Genomic DNA, 16,253 nt, shown 5'->3' on the forward strand with positions numbered 1-16,253 from the left:
ACGCCCGCATCCGCACCGGTCACATCGATGACCAACGTATCCGTCCCGGGCTGGACGTAGACCGTCGCGTGCAGGCCACCGCCCTGCTCCTGTATCTCGCCGTTATAGAGATCGAGCCGTCCTCGAAAATCCTTGGCCTGCGTCATCGCCGCAAGTCCCGCAACCACCACCTGCCCCGACGACAGACGATCCGGAAGTGTATCGGCACGATTTAATTGTGCGGTCATCCCATCCGTGGCCCAAACCGCAACTCCTAGCCGACCATTGCCGAGCGGAAACGCTTCGCCCGCATCCCCGTTCGCTCGCCCCAGCACAATATCCGAACGGCCAATCACGCCGGCCACGTCAACATGAAATCTTCCGTCATGCCATGCTGTCGTCTGGCGTGCATCAGTGTGGCCGGTTGGGGTGGGCTGTGCAAAGACGCAATGGCACAACGATAACGAGAGAATCGAGGCAACAAGATACTTCATACCAACCTCCAGCCAGCCTATTAATTCGAGTTATCAGGATCCCACTACCGGCGACATGGAAGGTGGTGCATCCTCAGGAGCACCTCCCCACTGCTTGTTGGGCTTGTCTCCCATTTCAAGATCAAGTGTGCCGCCGTTTGTGATGGCCGCATGAGTGAACCATGCTTTATCGAGGCCCTTTCCATTCAACTGCGCGGACTGAATGTACTTGTTCTGTGCCGAGACATGGTTTGCGATGATCGTGAACTCTTTCCCATTCGCCATGCGAATCGAGCTCTTCGCAAAGAGCGGGCTACCGATCTCGTAGACCGGGCTGCCGGGACAGACGGGATAGAATCCCATCGCGCTCAGCACATACCAGGACGACGTCTCGCCGCCATCGTCGTCTCCGGGAATTCCAAGCGGCCCATCTCCATACCAGATATTCATCAACTGGCGCACGCGCCGCTGCGTCTTCCATGGCTGTCCGGAGAAATCGTAGAGGTAAGGAATGTGATAGCTGGGCTCGTTACCCTGCGCATAAAGCCCCACCAGGCCCGTCGAGTCAGGAAACTGGCTCAGGTATTGATACTTCGACGTGCCGTATTGCTCGACAAAAAGTTGATCCAACTTAGCGTTGAAATTATCCCGCCCTCCCATCAACTGGATCAGGCCCGCGACGTCATGCTGCACGTGGAACGTATAAGTCCACGCATTCATCTCGGTGAAGTAATCCCTGCCGCCCTGCCCTCCACCAAGCTTCGGATCAAAAGGCGTCACCCATTGCCCATCCGCACTCTTCGGAGCCATGAATCCTATCTTTGGATCGAATACATTTCGATAGTTATGAGCCAGCTTCATGAAGTAGGCATAGTCATCCTGCTTGCCGAGAATCTTTGCAAGCTGCGCCGTGCACCAGTCGTCATAGCTCGTCTCCAGTGTCACCGAGACCGCCTGCCGCCGCTCGCCCGTGACCTCGGGAACCGTCTCAGCCTGCCCCGCAGCGAGTGCCGGAAAGAATCCCTTATCAAAGTAAACATGGTCGAGGCTCGTGAGTGGACCTCGCTTCCACGGCAGCATCGTCGCCTCAGTTTCGTTCTTTCGAATCCCCGCATAAGCTTCCGCAAGATCAAAGTCCCGATAGCCCTTGCTATACGCATCAAGAATATAGGCCGCCGCGTGATGCCCGATCATCACCGCCTGCTCGCCCGCCATCGATGGAAACGATGGCAGCCAGCCGCTCTGCTCATACATCCGTAGATAGGAGCGGATCATGTCCTCCTGCTGAGGAGCTTCAAGAAGCAATTGCAAAGGATGAAGAGAACGATAGGTGTCCCATAGGCCGTCATCCACATAAAAATCGTGCCCATTGCTCTCGTGAACCTTATGATCGTACCCGCTGAAATACCTTCCATCTTCAGTGATATCGGTCATGCGACCGAGAGAGCGATACAGCGCGGTATAGAAAATCGTGCGCTGGCTCTCGTTGCCTCCCTCGATCTGGACCGCTCCCAGCCGCTTATTCCATAGCTCCTTCGTCTGCTGCTTCACCTGCTCGAAGCTGCGTCCAGCTATCTGCTCCTTCAGATTCTTCTGCGCTTGCTCCGTGCTGATGTACGAAATCCCAACGCGCACCTCAACCTGATCGACTCCTGCGCCCGACTCCTCTGCAACGAAACCGATGTGATTGCCCGTCTGGTTTCGGCTCTGCGACAAAGCATCTTTCTGCCATGTTTCAACCTTGCGAAAGGGCTTTGAAAACTCGGCATAGAAATATTCCCTGGTCTCGCCATCTTTCTCCGACAACTGCGCAACGGTTCCACCGACCCGCTCGCTGCCTTCAACCACCGAGTCCCCAATAACCTTTAACTCCGCCCCGTCTTCCATACTCAAGACCACATGAGCCGCAGAATTCGGAGGCACGACGAACCGGTAATAGGCCGCCGCCCGACTAGCTGTTACCTCTGCCTTGATGCCCCAGCTCTGCAGATCTGCTTCGTAATAGTATGGCGTCGTTGTCTCAAAATCGTGATCGAACGTGGAGGCATAGTCCTTCGGCTGCGTGCTCACCTTCCCCGTCGAGATCATCAACATCGCGGGGCCCGCCGGAAACCCATAGATCTTATCCGCCAGATAGCGGTCATTGATTCCCGGCGTCGTGATCGGTGCAAGACGGGCCATGCCATGGGGTGTCTGCACATAAGGCACAGTCGCAGTCAGCAGTTGCCCGATGCCGCCAATGTTGGGCGAAACATAGTCCACCGGCTCCGAATGCTTTACCGCTGAACTGGCGACAGCGCTTCCTGATAGGCCCATCAGCACTGCTGCAAACAATGTTGTTCTAAACATGCCGTTCTGTACTGGCATAGCTCTCCATTCTTCTGTCTTCCCATCGTCCATTCAGCGTGCACTATTTCTTCAATAGAAAACGCGCCGTCATCGCGGGCTCCGACGACCCTCCAACCCACACCGTGTAATAGCCCGGCTCCACAGCCCAGCGACTCTCCACATTCCAGACCTCAAGTTGGCTCTGCCCCAGATGCATCGTCACCGTCTTGCTCTCATGCGGATTCAGATGAACTCTGGTGAAACCCTCCAGCGACCGCCCGGGAGTCTCCACACTGCCCACTTCCTGACGCACATAGAGCTGAGGAACTTCCGTTCCATCTCTGTCTCCCGTATTCGTCACCTGAAACGAAACCACGATATCGGCCTTGCTTCCCGCAGCAGGCGCCTGAACAGCAATGTCTCCATAGCTGAACGTCGTGTAGCTCAGTCCGAAGCCAAACGGGAAAATCGGCTTGCCATCATCGTCAACATACTTATGAACACGCGACGGATCGGAGTTATAAAAATCCGGCAACTGACCCACGCTACGGGGAAAGGTAATTGTAAGCCGACCCGACGGATTGTTATCGCCGAAGAGAGTCTCGGCAATAGCCCTGCCTCCAAACTCTCCCGGATACCACGCCTCAAGAATCGCCCCGACATGGTCCTTCGCCCAGCCGATCGTAAGCGGACGCCCATTCTCCAGCACCAGAACAACCGGCTTGCCCGTCTGCACGACAGCTTCAAGCAATTGCTCCTGTTGCCCCGGCAGGCCAAGCTCCGAACGGTCGAACCCTTCGCCCGAGATGCCTTGCTTCTCTCCAAGCCCAAGGATCACAACGTCCGCAGCTTCTGCCTTCTCCACCGCCGCGCTTATGTCGTTGCCCTCATCGAAATCGACCGTCGCCTGCGGTACAGCGCTCTTCACTCCTTGCAAAAGACTGATCCGCTCCCCGTTCTCCTCTTTTTCATAGTCACCATATCTCGCCACATCCGCGTTCGGCCCGATGATCGCAATATGGCGAACCGACTTCGACAGCGGCAGCAGATGGTTCTCATTCTTCAGCAGCGTCATCGACTCGCGTGCCGACCTCAGCGAGACATCGAGATGCGCCTGCGAACGATACTCCCTCTGGTTGAGAGTCGGATCGACAAAGGGACGATCGAAGAGGCCAAGCGAAAACTTCAAACGAAGCACAGCAGATAACGCTCGATCCAGATCCGCCTCGGGCAGCGTGCCTTCTTTCAGGCAATCCAGCAGCGCATTCTGAAAGACAGGATGGTCGAAGTCATAGAACTGCATATCGACTCCCGACCGTATCGCCAGGCAAACCGCATCCTTCGGCGTAGCCGCAACGTGATGCACCGTGTACAAACGCTCAATCGCCCCAAGGTCTGAAAGCACCATTCCCTGAAACCCCCACTCGCCACGCAGCACTGTCTTCAGCAGGAATGGATCGGCGGTAATGGGAATGCCATCGATCTCGTGATACGCCGCCATCGTCGCCATGGCGTGGCCTTCGCGAAACGCCGGTTCAAACGGCTTCAGCATCACGCTACGCAACTCGCGCTCGCCGATATGCACCGGCGAAGTATTCGTCCCCCCCTCGGGCGACCCATGGGCCGCAAAGTGCTTCGGCTCTGCAACGACAGTATGGTCCGTGTTCAGGCTCGTACCCTGTACTCCGCGCACATAGCCAAGCCCCATCTGTCCGGTGAGATACGGATCTTCGCCAAAGTCCTCTTCCACCCGTCCCCAACGCGGCTCGCGCGCAAGGTCAAGTACAGGCGCCAAAATCATACCCACGCCCGTCGCCCGTGCCTCCGCCGCGATGGCAGCACCGGTCTGCTGCGCCAGTTCAGGATCAAAGGTTGCGGCAAGATTGATCGGCGCAGGAAAGACCGTGCCTGTATCAAAACCATGCAGTCCTTCCTCGATAAACAGTGCTGGAATCCCCAATCGGTTATGCGCGATCACCCATCGCTGAATCGTGTTCGACTGCTCCGGCGTCGGGTTCAGATCGTGGATGCCGCCCACCCCCAGATCGCCCCACAGCGCCTCCGCCTTCTCCGGCAAAAACACCGCATCTTTGGCGGCGTGAGTCTCATCGGTGTGTCTGCTCATCAAGGCCGGCGCACCAGCGTAGAGATCGAGTTGCCTAACCTTTTCTGCAGGCGTCATGCGATGCATCAGGTCACGGATGCGCACCTCAATCGGCGCATTTGCCTGTTTGTAGATGGGAGCGCTATCAGACGCGGCCTGAACAATACCGCTATATCCCGGCATCAGGTAAATCGGCACAACACAAAAAGCTCCAAGCAGTGCAAGGCAGCTTCCAACGCTAACAAAGTGCTTCCGAAACACAGCCACAAACTTCGCAGCGACCTGACTCCAAGCAGAAAAGTTTTCCCCGACGCTCAATCTGTCTCCCTTTCGTTCCGCTCCATCCTACCGCTTCCGCGGCTTTATCTCACGAACATCGCTCAGCGAAAACTCTCTTCCCGCCCGCAGGCGAAATTCAAGCCGAGCGCCCTCCCGCACGTTGTAAACCAGTGTCGGCCTGAAGCAGACGATGCAATTGCCGTCCTTCTTCCTCACACTGGGGTAGATAATTCCGTTCGACTGCTGCGCCAGCAACACCGCGGCAAGTTGTTGGGAGTCTGCATAGCAATCGGGGATCGGGCCAGCCTTCAGAAATCGCCGATACTGCGGCTTGGGCGCTCGAAGGTCCTGCATCCGTGCGGTGAAGTCCGCAAGATAGTCGTCGAACGTAGAGACCTCTTCCTCCTGCCAATCGACCTCCTCAAGCTGCCTCAGCTTGTGGAACACAATCTCTGTAATCGAGGTTTCGAGCTCGACTCCGCAGTACCACGCCCCGCGCTCGCTGTTGTTGAAACGCCCGCCAGTCGGCCCCGCGTGGGTAAACGCAGCATTGACGATATGGGCATAGCTCACTCCGTAAACCAGCTCATGAACGCTAATGCCGGGCAGCAATCCCTCCTCCCCGAGGAGACGCTCGTTCGTCGCGCCGTCCAGCTCGATCAGGTCACTAAGAAGAGTGTCGTCTTCCGTAAGCCTCGACAGCACCGTGCCACTCGCACTGTACTTCGACGGAATTAGGCGATGCGTATCGGCAAGATCGAGATCGGCGACCGCCGGAATCATTGCCCACCGCGTCGAGCGTCGAGCAGTTGACGCACATGCAGCATTCCCGGCTGTCCCCGCTGAATCATGTAGGCCAAAGGCGTCATCCCTCGAAACATCGAGTTGCTGTTCGGCAGCTTCATCCACGCATCCGCAAGCGACGTGCTATAGAGAATATTCAGCGCCTTGAATATCCCCAGCAGAAGCGAGATACGCGTAAGCGCATCCTGATCAAGCGTTCGGTGCTTCGGTTCCTTTTTCAGCCCGTAATAAGAGCCGGAAGAGATTCCCCCCAGCAGTTGCCGCGCATCCGGATCTTTGATCTCCCACTTTTCCATGATGCGCAGAAAGCCCGTAATTGCAGCGGGACTCAGACGTTCACGCGTAGTAGGACTGGAGAGGTCCGGGGAGACATCGAAGGCGTATCCGGCGATGTGAGGAATGACGAGTGCGGCTGCCATAGCTTCCTCCAATATTGAATACTTATTTCATCATATTTGATGGTAAGAACGCAACGCCTATGTCTGCCGGGCAAGCACCAGGGTAATATCGTCCGGCTGTTCCTCAGCCCCGATCCACGCGTCCAGCGCCTGCATCACCTTCGTCGAAATCACATGCAGCGGCTCATCGCGATAGCGCCGCACAACGTCCATCAAACGCTCTTCTCCAAACTCGCCGAAGTCATTCTCGGGCTCGGTCACGCCATCGGAGTAGGCCACCATGATGTCGCCCGAACGCATCTGAAAACGGTCTTCCTCATAGTGCATCCCGTCCATCAACCCGACGACTGTGCCTCCCTGGTCGAGCCTGCGAATTGCTCCGTCGCGCCCTAGCACCAGCGGCGGCAACTGCCCCGCATTCGAGTACGTCAGCATGGCCGAAGCCGCGTCATAGTGCGCCAGGAATAACGTCGCGTACTTCTCAGGCTGCGTACTTCGGTAGAGGTGCCGATTCAGCAGCGAAAGAATCCGCCCCGGCGACTCGAACAGCTCGTCGCAATCGCCTCCGCGCTCTTCGCGGCTGGCCATCAGACCCGCCCAACTCGTCTCGCTGTAGATCAATTCCTCACTCGCAAAACGATAAGCCCGTACAGCCGAGTGCAGGGTCGCCATCAACAGCGCCGCCGAAATTCCCTTCCCGCTGATATCGCCAATCGCGATGCCGACTCCCGTCTCCCGGCGCGAGGGCACACCTTCATTCGCCTCTTGATGGAAGACGAGAAAGTCATAGTAATCACCGCTCACCGACCGCGCCGGACGGCAGACCCCATGCAGTTCCAGGCTCCCCAGGTTCGAGACATGGTGCGGAAACAGGTTCGCCTGTACCTCCTGAGCGATCGAGATCTCGTTCTGCAGACGCTCTTTCTCCTTCTGCTCCTCCAGCAGCCGCTGCAGCGATCCTGTCATGGTATTGAACGATCGGCTCAACTCCGCAAGCTGGTCGCTCCGGTTCACCCCGATCCGGTGACCGAGCTCTCCGCGGTCAACCGCATGGGTGGCCTCATATAAATCGGCGACGGAAGCGGTAATCGTCCGGCTCAGGCGAATCGCCATATAGAGTGCCAGCAGCTCAATCAGGGCGAATACGATGCAGAGCACAATCAATCCATCACGAATCCCGGTTGTGATGACGCCGCCCAGCGACGCTCCAAAGAGCCGACGGTACAGCAGCGTGGGCCGCGAATCCACCTCGATCAGAATGCTATCGCGATCGCCTGAACCCCAATCCCTGATCGATGTCGTCGATAAAAACCGCACGCGAACGTCCAACAGGCTCACTGCACGAGGCTCGGTGCCACCCGCAATCCCGCTTGTGTTCTCCGACCTGCGTCCCGAAGGCATCCCCAATGGTGAAGCAACCCTCTTCCCGTCGGCTTCGGCAACCCGTTTTTCTTCGGCAAGATTGCCCAATCTCTCCGGAAACAGCATGGCACGCCCCAACCCATCGGCGATCAGGTTCATCAACTCGCCATCCACCGGCATGCTGCTCACCAGGCTGAACATTCGTCCATCACCCAGCCGTCGCTGGTGAACGACAACGAGATACAGCTCTCCGCCATCCAGCACCAGGTTCTGGAACTCTCCCCCTTTCAGCTCTGCTGCCCATGGGGGCAACCCCAGCGGGGTCTTCTCGCTGATCGGGTCTAACGCAATTGGCGCTCCATTGAGGTACGCCTTGGTCGACGGATGCAGCCGCATCTTCGACTCATCCAGCCGGTTGACCGCGCTGTCCTGCTCCTCCATCTCCTCCGCTGACGGCTTACCGCCCAGCACCTGGACGATCAGGTCAGCGCGATGTGCATTGGCTCCGGCCATCTGGCTCAATTCCGCCTGGAGACGCGAATCCACCAGGTGAATCGCAAATTGCCCGGCCGCGATGTAGGACGAAATCAGCACCAGCGTCACCACCAGCACCACAGGAGCCAGCCCGATCAGCAGATAGGTGAGCACCAGCTTATTGCGCAGGCTCCACAGCATTCGCCGCCGCACCGTCTGAAAGATCAGCGGCACCGCGACTGACACCAGAGCGATTCCAACAAAGATCTCCGTCAAGTTGAAGAACGTTCCCCACCCACCGGGCAGCAGCCGCAATACCAGCAGCACGCAAAACCACAGAGCCAGCCAGAACGCGGCACCCGTCAATCCGGTCGGCGGCTTCTTTACCCATCCTTTCAGCCGAGATCTCAAAGCATCCTGCATCACTGCTTCCCTCTTAGTGCCTCTTGCCGGGTCTGCCACAGCGCATACCGGGTCGCCGAAAAATGCGCTCCTGCCAACAACAACAGTCCCGACAGAAAGGCCCACATCATCAGGCCCACTGAAATATAAAACGGCCCGTACACCGACTGAAAATCCAGCCACGGCAGAGCCCGCATATAAAGATACTTCGCGCCCTCCCAAAGCAGTCCAGTCACAATCGCAGTCGGCAGCACAGCCCGTGCCGGAATCTTACGGTTAGGCAGCACCCAATAGATCAGAAAGAACAGAAGAACGCTTGCAATCCCGGCACAAATCTTCATAAAGCTGAACGCAAAAAAGTTGAACACCATATTCTGCGTATGTCCAAAGAAAACCCACGCCAGCACCGTCTTCTGCGCCGCGGTAAACGCGACCGACAACATCGCCAGAACGCCTACTCCAAATGCCAGGCCAGCCGAGACTGCCTGATTTCGCAGATAGCTGCGGTTCTCCTTCACTCCCCAGACATTATTTAAGGCCACCTCCAGCGGCAGAAATACTCCGGTCGAGGTAATCAGCAGCATCACCAGCGAGAACACCTCCGTCCGCTTATGCGGATGCGCCAGAAGCTGCATATTGCGCATCACAAAGTCCTGTCCGGTCGGCAGAAAGCTTTTCATCATCTCGCCCACCACCGTCTCCATCGACCGGGAGTGGAATACTACACGCGACACGGTCAGCAATAGCACAATAAACGGAAACAGCGACAAAATCGCATTTGCCGCCACGCTGAACGCATAGGTATGCACCTCCGTCCGCGTCAGGTAGCGAAACAGCGCAACGATCTGCGCCCAGAAGCCACTTTTGGCCACGACTGGCCGCACCTCTTCAATCGGCTTCGGCAACAGATCTGACTTTGCCTGCTCGGTCTCGGCAGGCAGTTCAGGCGAAACGGTCTTATCGGGTACGCTAGGGGCCATAGCAAAGTTGCATCAGCGGAAAAATCAGCTATTGCTGCATTCGATGCTAGCAGAGCCCCACAGAGGCTTTCCTCTCTTCTTTTAGCCCGCGAATCCTTCCCAGCGCCCACCGCGCACTCTCAGCCAACACCTCGTCCTCGCCCGTGCTCCATGCCTCCAATTGCGGCACAAACCGCGCCTCCCCGCTGTTGCCCATGGCAATCGCCACATTCCGGTGCAACCGCTTCTTCCGTGTCCGCTCCAAAGGAGACCCCTTGAACCACCGCCGAAACTCCGCCGCGTCCATCCCCGCCAGCCATTCCAGCGCCGGATTCACCATCTCCCTCCGCGTCAGCATCCCTTCCCTCGCCGCCACCGGAGCCTTTCTGTTCCACGGGCACACATCCTGGCAGATATCGCACCCAAAGACCTGCCGTCCCATCGCCTCGCGAAGCTCCTCCGCGATCGCTCCCTTCTTCTCGATCGTCAGGTAAGCAATGCACCGCGAAGCGTCCATCTCCCGCGGCCTCACCAGCGCGTCCGTAGGACAGGCATCGATGCAACGCGTACAGCTCCCGCACCGGTCCGCCGCGATCTGCAACTCTTCGCCCTCAGCCACCTCCAGCGAGGTCACAATTACTCCCAGCAGCAACCACGATCCCAATCCCTGGTTCAGTACGCAGGCATTCTTGCCAATCCATCCCACCCCGGCCTTTGCCGCAGCAGCCCGCTCCACCAGCGGCCCGGTATCGACATAGCACTTCGTCTCGCACGCATATCTCTCGTGCAACGCCGCCTCCACCCGTCGCAGCCTGACCAGCATCTCATCGTGATAGTCCGAAGGAGCGAGCTTCCCCTCCTCCCCCGTGCGTCCGCTCCACGCATAGCGGGCGATCCAGCCCGTTCCCTCTTCCGCTGGAACAATTGAGAGCGGTTCGTCCCCGTTGTAGTTCACCGCGCAAACCACAACCGACCGCGCCCACGGCATCGCCACCTCAACCCCGCTGCGCAGCAATACCCCCTGCTCGTTCCGGCGCTTCAGGTATTCCATCTCTCCGGCGCGGCCCGCCTCCACCCAACCCGCAAACCGTTCGGCATCGACCCGGCCAGCCTCGCTCTCCGCGCCATACACAGGAGCAACCCCGGCGGTATCAAAGCCACCTTCGACGGCCTCCGCCTGAATCCACTCCCGCCAATCTCCCGCCCACACGCCAGCCACGCTGCCCCCGCAAGACACTCTCTGATTACAGTCTCGCAAAGCGCGCTGACACAAGCCAGTTCCGCCTAAAGACACAGCCGAAGACGCTACTTGATCTTCGCCTCTAGAAACGCAGCCGCGCCCCCCACTCTCACCCGTACACTCTCGCCCTCATACATCAGCACGATCTCATCGGCCTCAACGCGCACCTCTTCGATCTCCCGCCACCCCTGCGGAACCTCGGCCACAAACAGCAGCCACGGAGCCCGCAGCGTCTCATGCCCTCCGATCCTGCGTGAGGTCTCCCGTCCGAACAATGGGCCTCGCGCATCGACCGCCTCGTTGCCCAGCGGAATCGGCGTCGTACCGAACTCCATGCCCCGCGCCTCCACCCGCCCAAGCCAGGGCGCCGCATCCCGAGCGTGGTTCTCCTCCCACAGCGTCACCCAGGGAAAGTCCTCGACGCGAAACACATAACCGACAGCCAGCCCAATCTCTGCATGGCACAGCGCGACAAAACCATGCTCCCGCCCGGCTGCCTGCTGCGTAGCCGCCACAAATCCCGTGCCGCACTTCCCAAAAAGCTCACGCAGATCGATGCTTTCGCCGTTGGCCCCCGGAGCATACGGCCATGAAAACGTCTTGTCGCACGCCAGCAGATTGGGACCATCGTAGTCGCGCGGCAGAGTCACCCCCTTCTCCACAGACGCAGTCGCACGTCCCTTGCCCGAGGTAAACAATGGAGAGCCGAAGGTCGAATGCTGCACCCAATGCAGCGGACGCTCCGCCGCTCGAAGGTTCGTCACCCGTTCGTCCACCCGCAACACGCTCTCCCCCGCCGCCAATAAAAACTCGCGCTCCACGCGCAAACCCGCCACCGGCAACTCCGCACTGCCAGAGGCCTTGTTCTCCTGCTCTGTGGTGAATTCCCACGTTGCCGTCGGGGCCTCGCCATGCAGCGAAACCCCCTTGGCCGCATCCGCTGCGCTGGGTGCGCCAAAGCCATCGAGGCAGAGCACATGCCCTGTATACGAAGCCAGATATCTTCCCGCCTCTTCGTCATGAAACGATGCTGCAATGGCCGCGTGGGCGGGAGATCCCGGATCGGCGGTCTTCCAGGGCGCCTCCCAGAGCACATTCTCCCGCGATGGCCCATGCTCCCCGGCAAAGCCCCAATGGGCGAGATGGCCGCCTCCCGGCAGCAACGTCAATTCCACCAGGCCGTTTGTCAGCGTGATCGCCGTCCGTTCATCCCAATTCCTGGCCACTGGTGCGATGCTCTGAAAGCTCTCTTCCCTACTCATAGATCAGTCGTGCCCAAATCACTCTCCTCGAATCGCTTATGCCATTCGCAGCATTACAATTCTCAAAATGTCTCAGCTTCATCACAACACCGTAACCGGTAACTGGCAACCCAGCCATGCCCTCTTCCACCCGCATCGACATCACTCTGATTCCACTTCAAACGATGGTCTTCAGCACATCGCCCACCCGATCGGCCCCGGAAAGCAACTCATAACTCATCTCAGAAACTTCGCCCACGCCATCGCGCAGCCGTCCGGCTGACTTTACTTTTATGGGCTCAAGACATACGGGTCTACGACGAGTCCACTAAGCGAGAATAGAGAACAAGTAGAACTCTCCCATCCCCCAAAGGGGGGATAACAGGGATAACCAAAACCAATGATGCTGTTAAGCATCTATGGCTCTTGCTCTTATAAGCCTATACGCCCGTTCGAAATTACCTTAGAGTTCAGACTTGAAAGATCCGTCAATTTTTATTCCATGGATTTCCATGACTCTGATTCCCCAGAAACAAGAGGCATGGCTTAGCAGATATACAGAGTCATGGCTAAACAGATATATAGATAGGCCGATTCATTTTTGTAGAGATAGGCTGATTATTTTCAGCATGGCCGATCTTTCACCGCGATCCAACAAGTTCTAACGGGCTCCTTCTCCGCCAACTCCACGCCAGCGAGTCAGTCTCTCCCTGTCCTGATTCAGTTAAGGCGGCGTGGCTTCGATCCAGGAATCACTGAAGAATAATATTGCGGTTTTGATCCAGGAGTTTGTTCATGCGTCTAGCAAGCATGTGTACCGCGCTATTGGCACTCGCTGCCATGGCTGGAGTTGGATTCGCGCAGACCGGCAGCGTTACCGGCCAGGTCTTTGACCCGGCTGGAGCCGTGGTGTCGAACGCGACCGTTATCGCAACATCCGGCTCGACGGGCCTCACGCGCAAGGCGATCACCACATCGGCAGGTCTCTACAACTTCGCCGCCCTTCCTCCTTCGATCTATACCGTCTCCGTCTCCGCACCCGGCTTCCAGACGCTCGCCCGCGGAAACGTCGTCCTCAACATCGCAGCTACGCTTCCTCTCAACTTCACCCTCTCGGTGGCCGGCGCAACCACCTCGGTCGATGTGCAGGACGTCGCGACCGCTCCCGTCGAAACCGATAGCTTCCAGCTCTCGACCGTCGTCGACGCCAGGCAGATCAATGACCTGCCTCTCATTCTGCGCGACCCCTACCAGTTAGTTCTCCTGGCCCCCGGAGTCGTCACCGCCACAAATAACGTAGGCGGCTTTTCCGTCAACGGCCAGCGCGACCGCAACAACAATTTCATGCTCGACGGCGCCGACAACAACGACACCTCCGTTCCCGGCGGCCAGGGAGGCATCTCGGCAGCCAATCCCGACTCGACGCAGGAATTCCGCGTTATCACCAACAACTTCGACGCCGAGTTCGGACGCAACACCGGAGCCATCATCGATGTCGTCACCCGTGGGGGCAGCAATGCCATTCACGGCAGCGTCTACGAGTTCGGTCGCTACAACGCACTCGGCGCGCGCGACTTCTTCAACAAAAAAGAAAACGGCCCGCAGGATCCCTACGTCCGCAACGACTTCGGTGCCTCCCTCGGCGGCCCCGTCTGGAAGGACCGCACCTTCTTCTTTCTCAACGGCGAGGCCCAGCGCTTCCGCACAACCCGCACAGAGCATCAGACCACCCCGACCGCCGCCTTCAGAACCGGAAAGTTCACCTACACCGACCCCATCGGAGGCAGCCAGACACCGGTCGATCTCACCGCCGATCCAATCACCAACTCCGACAACCTCTCCGGCCTTCCCCAGAACCCTCTCATAGCCAAAATCCTCAATCTCGCCCCCGTCGGTCAGGCCGATAACGGCGACGGCGTCAGCACCACCTACTTCTTCCCCTCACCAGACAATTTGAACTCCTACAACCTCACCGGACGCTTCGACCAGAAGCTGACCAACAAACATCAACTGACTGTGCGCTACATCTACGGCCACGCCGCCGAGAGCGATCCGCTCCACGACGAAGTCCTGCCCGGCTACGGCAACTTCAGCAGCATCAGCACCGCACATAACGGTGTCATCTCCATCGCTTCTTCGCTCTCCGCCCACGCCACCAATCTCGTCCGCGGCGGCTATAACCAGAGCAATAGCGGCGACTTCTGCAACCACGCAGCCATCGACGCTCTCACCGGCACCGATACCTTCGGCAATGGCCGCGACATCAACATCCCCTATTTCTTCACCTTCGGCTGTGCCGTGCTCGGCGACAGCAACGCCCAGGCGCGGCTTAGCTCGACCATCCTCTTCGCCGATACCTTCACCTACACCCGTGGCGCGCATTCTCTCAAATTCGGCGGCGAGTACCGCAGCGTCAAGGACAACAACTTCGACAACTTCAGCTCACGCAACACTCTGTTGCTCGATAACTTCACCATCTTCGGCTACCCCTCCTACAGCTTCTACGGCAGCCACAGCTCGCCCAGTGTGCGGGGCTTCGAAGACCTCATCTGGGGCGCGCAGGGAGCCGTCGCCAACTCCTCCGAGAACCAGTTCTTCACCCGCGCCGGAGTCCGCCGCGCCAACGATGTCTCCCGCTTCCGCCAGCACGAGGGCGCACTCTTCGCGCAGGACACCTGGAAGGTCAACTCGCGATTCACCGCCATCCTCGGCCTCCGCTACGCCTTCAACGGTGTTCCCTACGAGAAGGACGGCGACCTCGCCAACTTCTACGGCGACGCCTCCGCCGCCGTACCGCCCGCCGGATACTTCACCTTCACCTCCGTCGGCCCCGGAACCGGGCGTCAGCTTTACGCCAACAATTCGGGGCTGATCGAGCCGCGCGTCGGCTTCGCCTACGATCTCAACGGCGACGGCAGAACCGCCATTCGCGGCGGCTTCGGCATCTTCCACGATCGCGTCTTCGACAACCTCTTCGGCAGCGCAAAATCGAATCCTCCCTATCAGGCCCAGACCAACGACTACCCCTTCGACGGAACCCCCGACACCCCAACCGTCTCCAACCTCCCCTTCCCCGGCGAACTCACCCCATCTGCAAATATCGCCAATGGCCAGTTTCTTAGAGCACCCGTCGTCATCGATCCCCACCTCAAGATGCCGACCAACCAGACCTACAACCTCGGCATTCAGCATCTGCTCCGCAACAACCTAACGCTCGAAGTGAACTACGTCGGCAGCCACACCACGCACGCTCTCCGCGCCCTCGACGGAGCCCCGCCCCAACCCAATCTCGTTCAGGCAGCCATCGCCGCCGGTGTCCTCCCCGATGCCCTCACCTTCAACGCGCTCTATACCGGCGGCACCGACGCCAACGGCACCCGCTTCGGCCCCATGGTCAACAACAACGCCTTCTACCACGAAGCCTTCGAGACCTCGGTCGCCAGCGGCAACTACAACGCCCTGCAGGCCCGGCTCTCAGGCCAGATCGGACGCCTCACCCTCACCGGCAGCTACACCTGGTCGCACTCGCTCGATAACGGCAGCGACCCCATCAAACCCGGTGCAGGCGACTCCTTCTTCCCGCGCAACAGCTTCAACCTCGGTCCCGAGTACGGCAACTCCGACTTCGACGTTCGCAACCGCGGCACCGTCGCCGCCACCTACAGCCTGCCCATCGGCATCGGCACCACGCACCTCAGCAGCGGCTTAGTCGGCCACCTCTTCGAAGGCATCGAGATCTCCGGCATCCAGCAGGCGCAAAGCGGACTTCCCTTCGATCTCCGTGGCACCACCGACAGCCTCCACACCGACGCCGCAGACCGGCCACAGCTCATCGGAGCCCCCTACCCCTCGCATCGCGGAACCATCGTCGCAGCGGGTAAGATCACCGGCCCCTCCGCCGCCGCCTTCACCAACGAGCCCTACGGCGAAAACCTCTCCATCCATCGCAACAAGTTCTACGGCCCCGGCTTCATCAACACCGACGTCGTCCTGCAAAAGACGCAAACCTTGCACGAGCAGGTCAAGCTCGTCTTCCGCGCCGAGAGCTACAACGTCTTCAACCACCCCAACCTCGCCTCTCCGCCGCAACCTTCGTTGACCATCTCCTCCCCCACCTTCGGCATCTCGCAATCGCAGCTAGGACAGAACGACTTCACCACCGGTGCGCGTCAAATTCAGGCCGCACTAAAGGTAATCTTTTAACTGCAAG

9 protein-coding genes and 1 pseudogene are annotated in these 16,253 nt (G+C 58.8%); 1 reads left to right on the plus strand and 9 read right to left on the minus strand.

Features of this window, described 5'->3' with window-relative positions; all coding sequences use genetic code 11:
- The 9 genes and pseudogenes from VMU57_RS11860 to VMU57_RS11900 form a co-directional block, all read right to left on the minus strand.
- Positions 1-473 (minus strand): annotated as a pseudogene (locus VMU57_RS11860) (hypothetical protein); the annotation flags it as partial.
- Between the two features lie 33 nt (positions 474-506).
- On the minus strand, positions 507-2,819 hold the full coding sequence (locus VMU57_RS11865) for a GH92 family glycosyl hydrolase (protein ID WP_325383641.1): 2,313 nt from the start codon (positions 2,817-2,819) through the stop codon (positions 507-509).
- Positions 2,820-2,862: 43 nt separating this feature from the next.
- A complete protein-coding gene (locus VMU57_RS11870; RefSeq protein ID WP_325383643.1) occupies positions 2,863-5,082 on the minus strand; it encodes a glycoside hydrolase family 3 N-terminal domain-containing protein in 2,220 nt (739 codons plus the stop codon).
- 147 nt (positions 5,083-5,229) lie between these two features.
- A complete protein-coding gene (locus VMU57_RS11875; RefSeq protein ID WP_325383645.1) occupies positions 5,230-5,946 on the minus strand; it encodes an RES family NAD+ phosphorylase in 717 nt (238 codons plus the stop codon).
- Positions 5,943-6,386, minus strand: coding sequence for an MbcA/ParS/Xre antitoxin family protein (locus tag VMU57_RS11880; RefSeq protein ID WP_325383647.1), 444 nt, complete (start codon positions 6,384-6,386; stop codon positions 5,943-5,945). The genes VMU57_RS11875 and VMU57_RS11880 overlap by 4 nt, the downstream gene beginning before the upstream one ends.
- 57 nt (positions 6,387-6,443) lie before the next feature.
- Complete coding sequence (locus tag VMU57_RS11885) at positions 6,444-8,612, minus strand: PP2C family protein-serine/threonine phosphatase (protein WP_325383649.1); 2,169 nt, start codon at positions 8,610-8,612, stop codon at positions 6,444-6,446.
- Between the two features lie 11 nt (positions 8,613-8,623).
- Entirely contained in the window at positions 8,624-9,583 is a 960-nt protein-coding gene (locus tag VMU57_RS11890; RefSeq protein ID WP_325383651.1) for a YihY/virulence factor BrkB family protein, read from the minus strand.
- A gap of 46 nt (positions 9,584-9,629) precedes the next feature.
- On the minus strand, positions 9,630-10,781 hold the full coding sequence (gene queG, locus VMU57_RS11895) for a tRNA epoxyqueuosine(34) reductase QueG (protein WP_325383653.1): 1,152 nt from the start codon (positions 10,779-10,781) through the stop codon (positions 9,630-9,632).
- Positions 10,782-10,867: 86 nt separating this feature from the next.
- A complete protein-coding gene (locus VMU57_RS11900) occupies positions 10,868-12,064 on the minus strand; it encodes a hypothetical protein (RefSeq protein ID WP_325383655.1) in 1,197 nt (398 codons plus the stop codon).
- 774 nt (positions 12,065-12,838) lie between these two features.
- Between VMU57_RS11900 and VMU57_RS11905 the strand changes: the two genes are divergently transcribed.
- Positions 12,839-16,246 carry a carboxypeptidase-like regulatory domain-containing protein gene (locus VMU57_RS11905; protein WP_325383657.1) on the plus strand — a complete coding sequence of 1,136 codons (3,408 nt, stop codon included), beginning with the start codon at positions 12,839-12,841 and terminating at the stop codon, positions 16,244-16,246.
- Positions 16,247-16,253: the final 7 nt, after the last annotated feature.

It is taken from the genome of Edaphobacter sp. (genome assembly GCF_035532915.1).
Taxonomy (GTDB): domain Bacteria; phylum Acidobacteriota; class Terriglobia; order Terriglobales; family Acidobacteriaceae; genus Edaphobacter.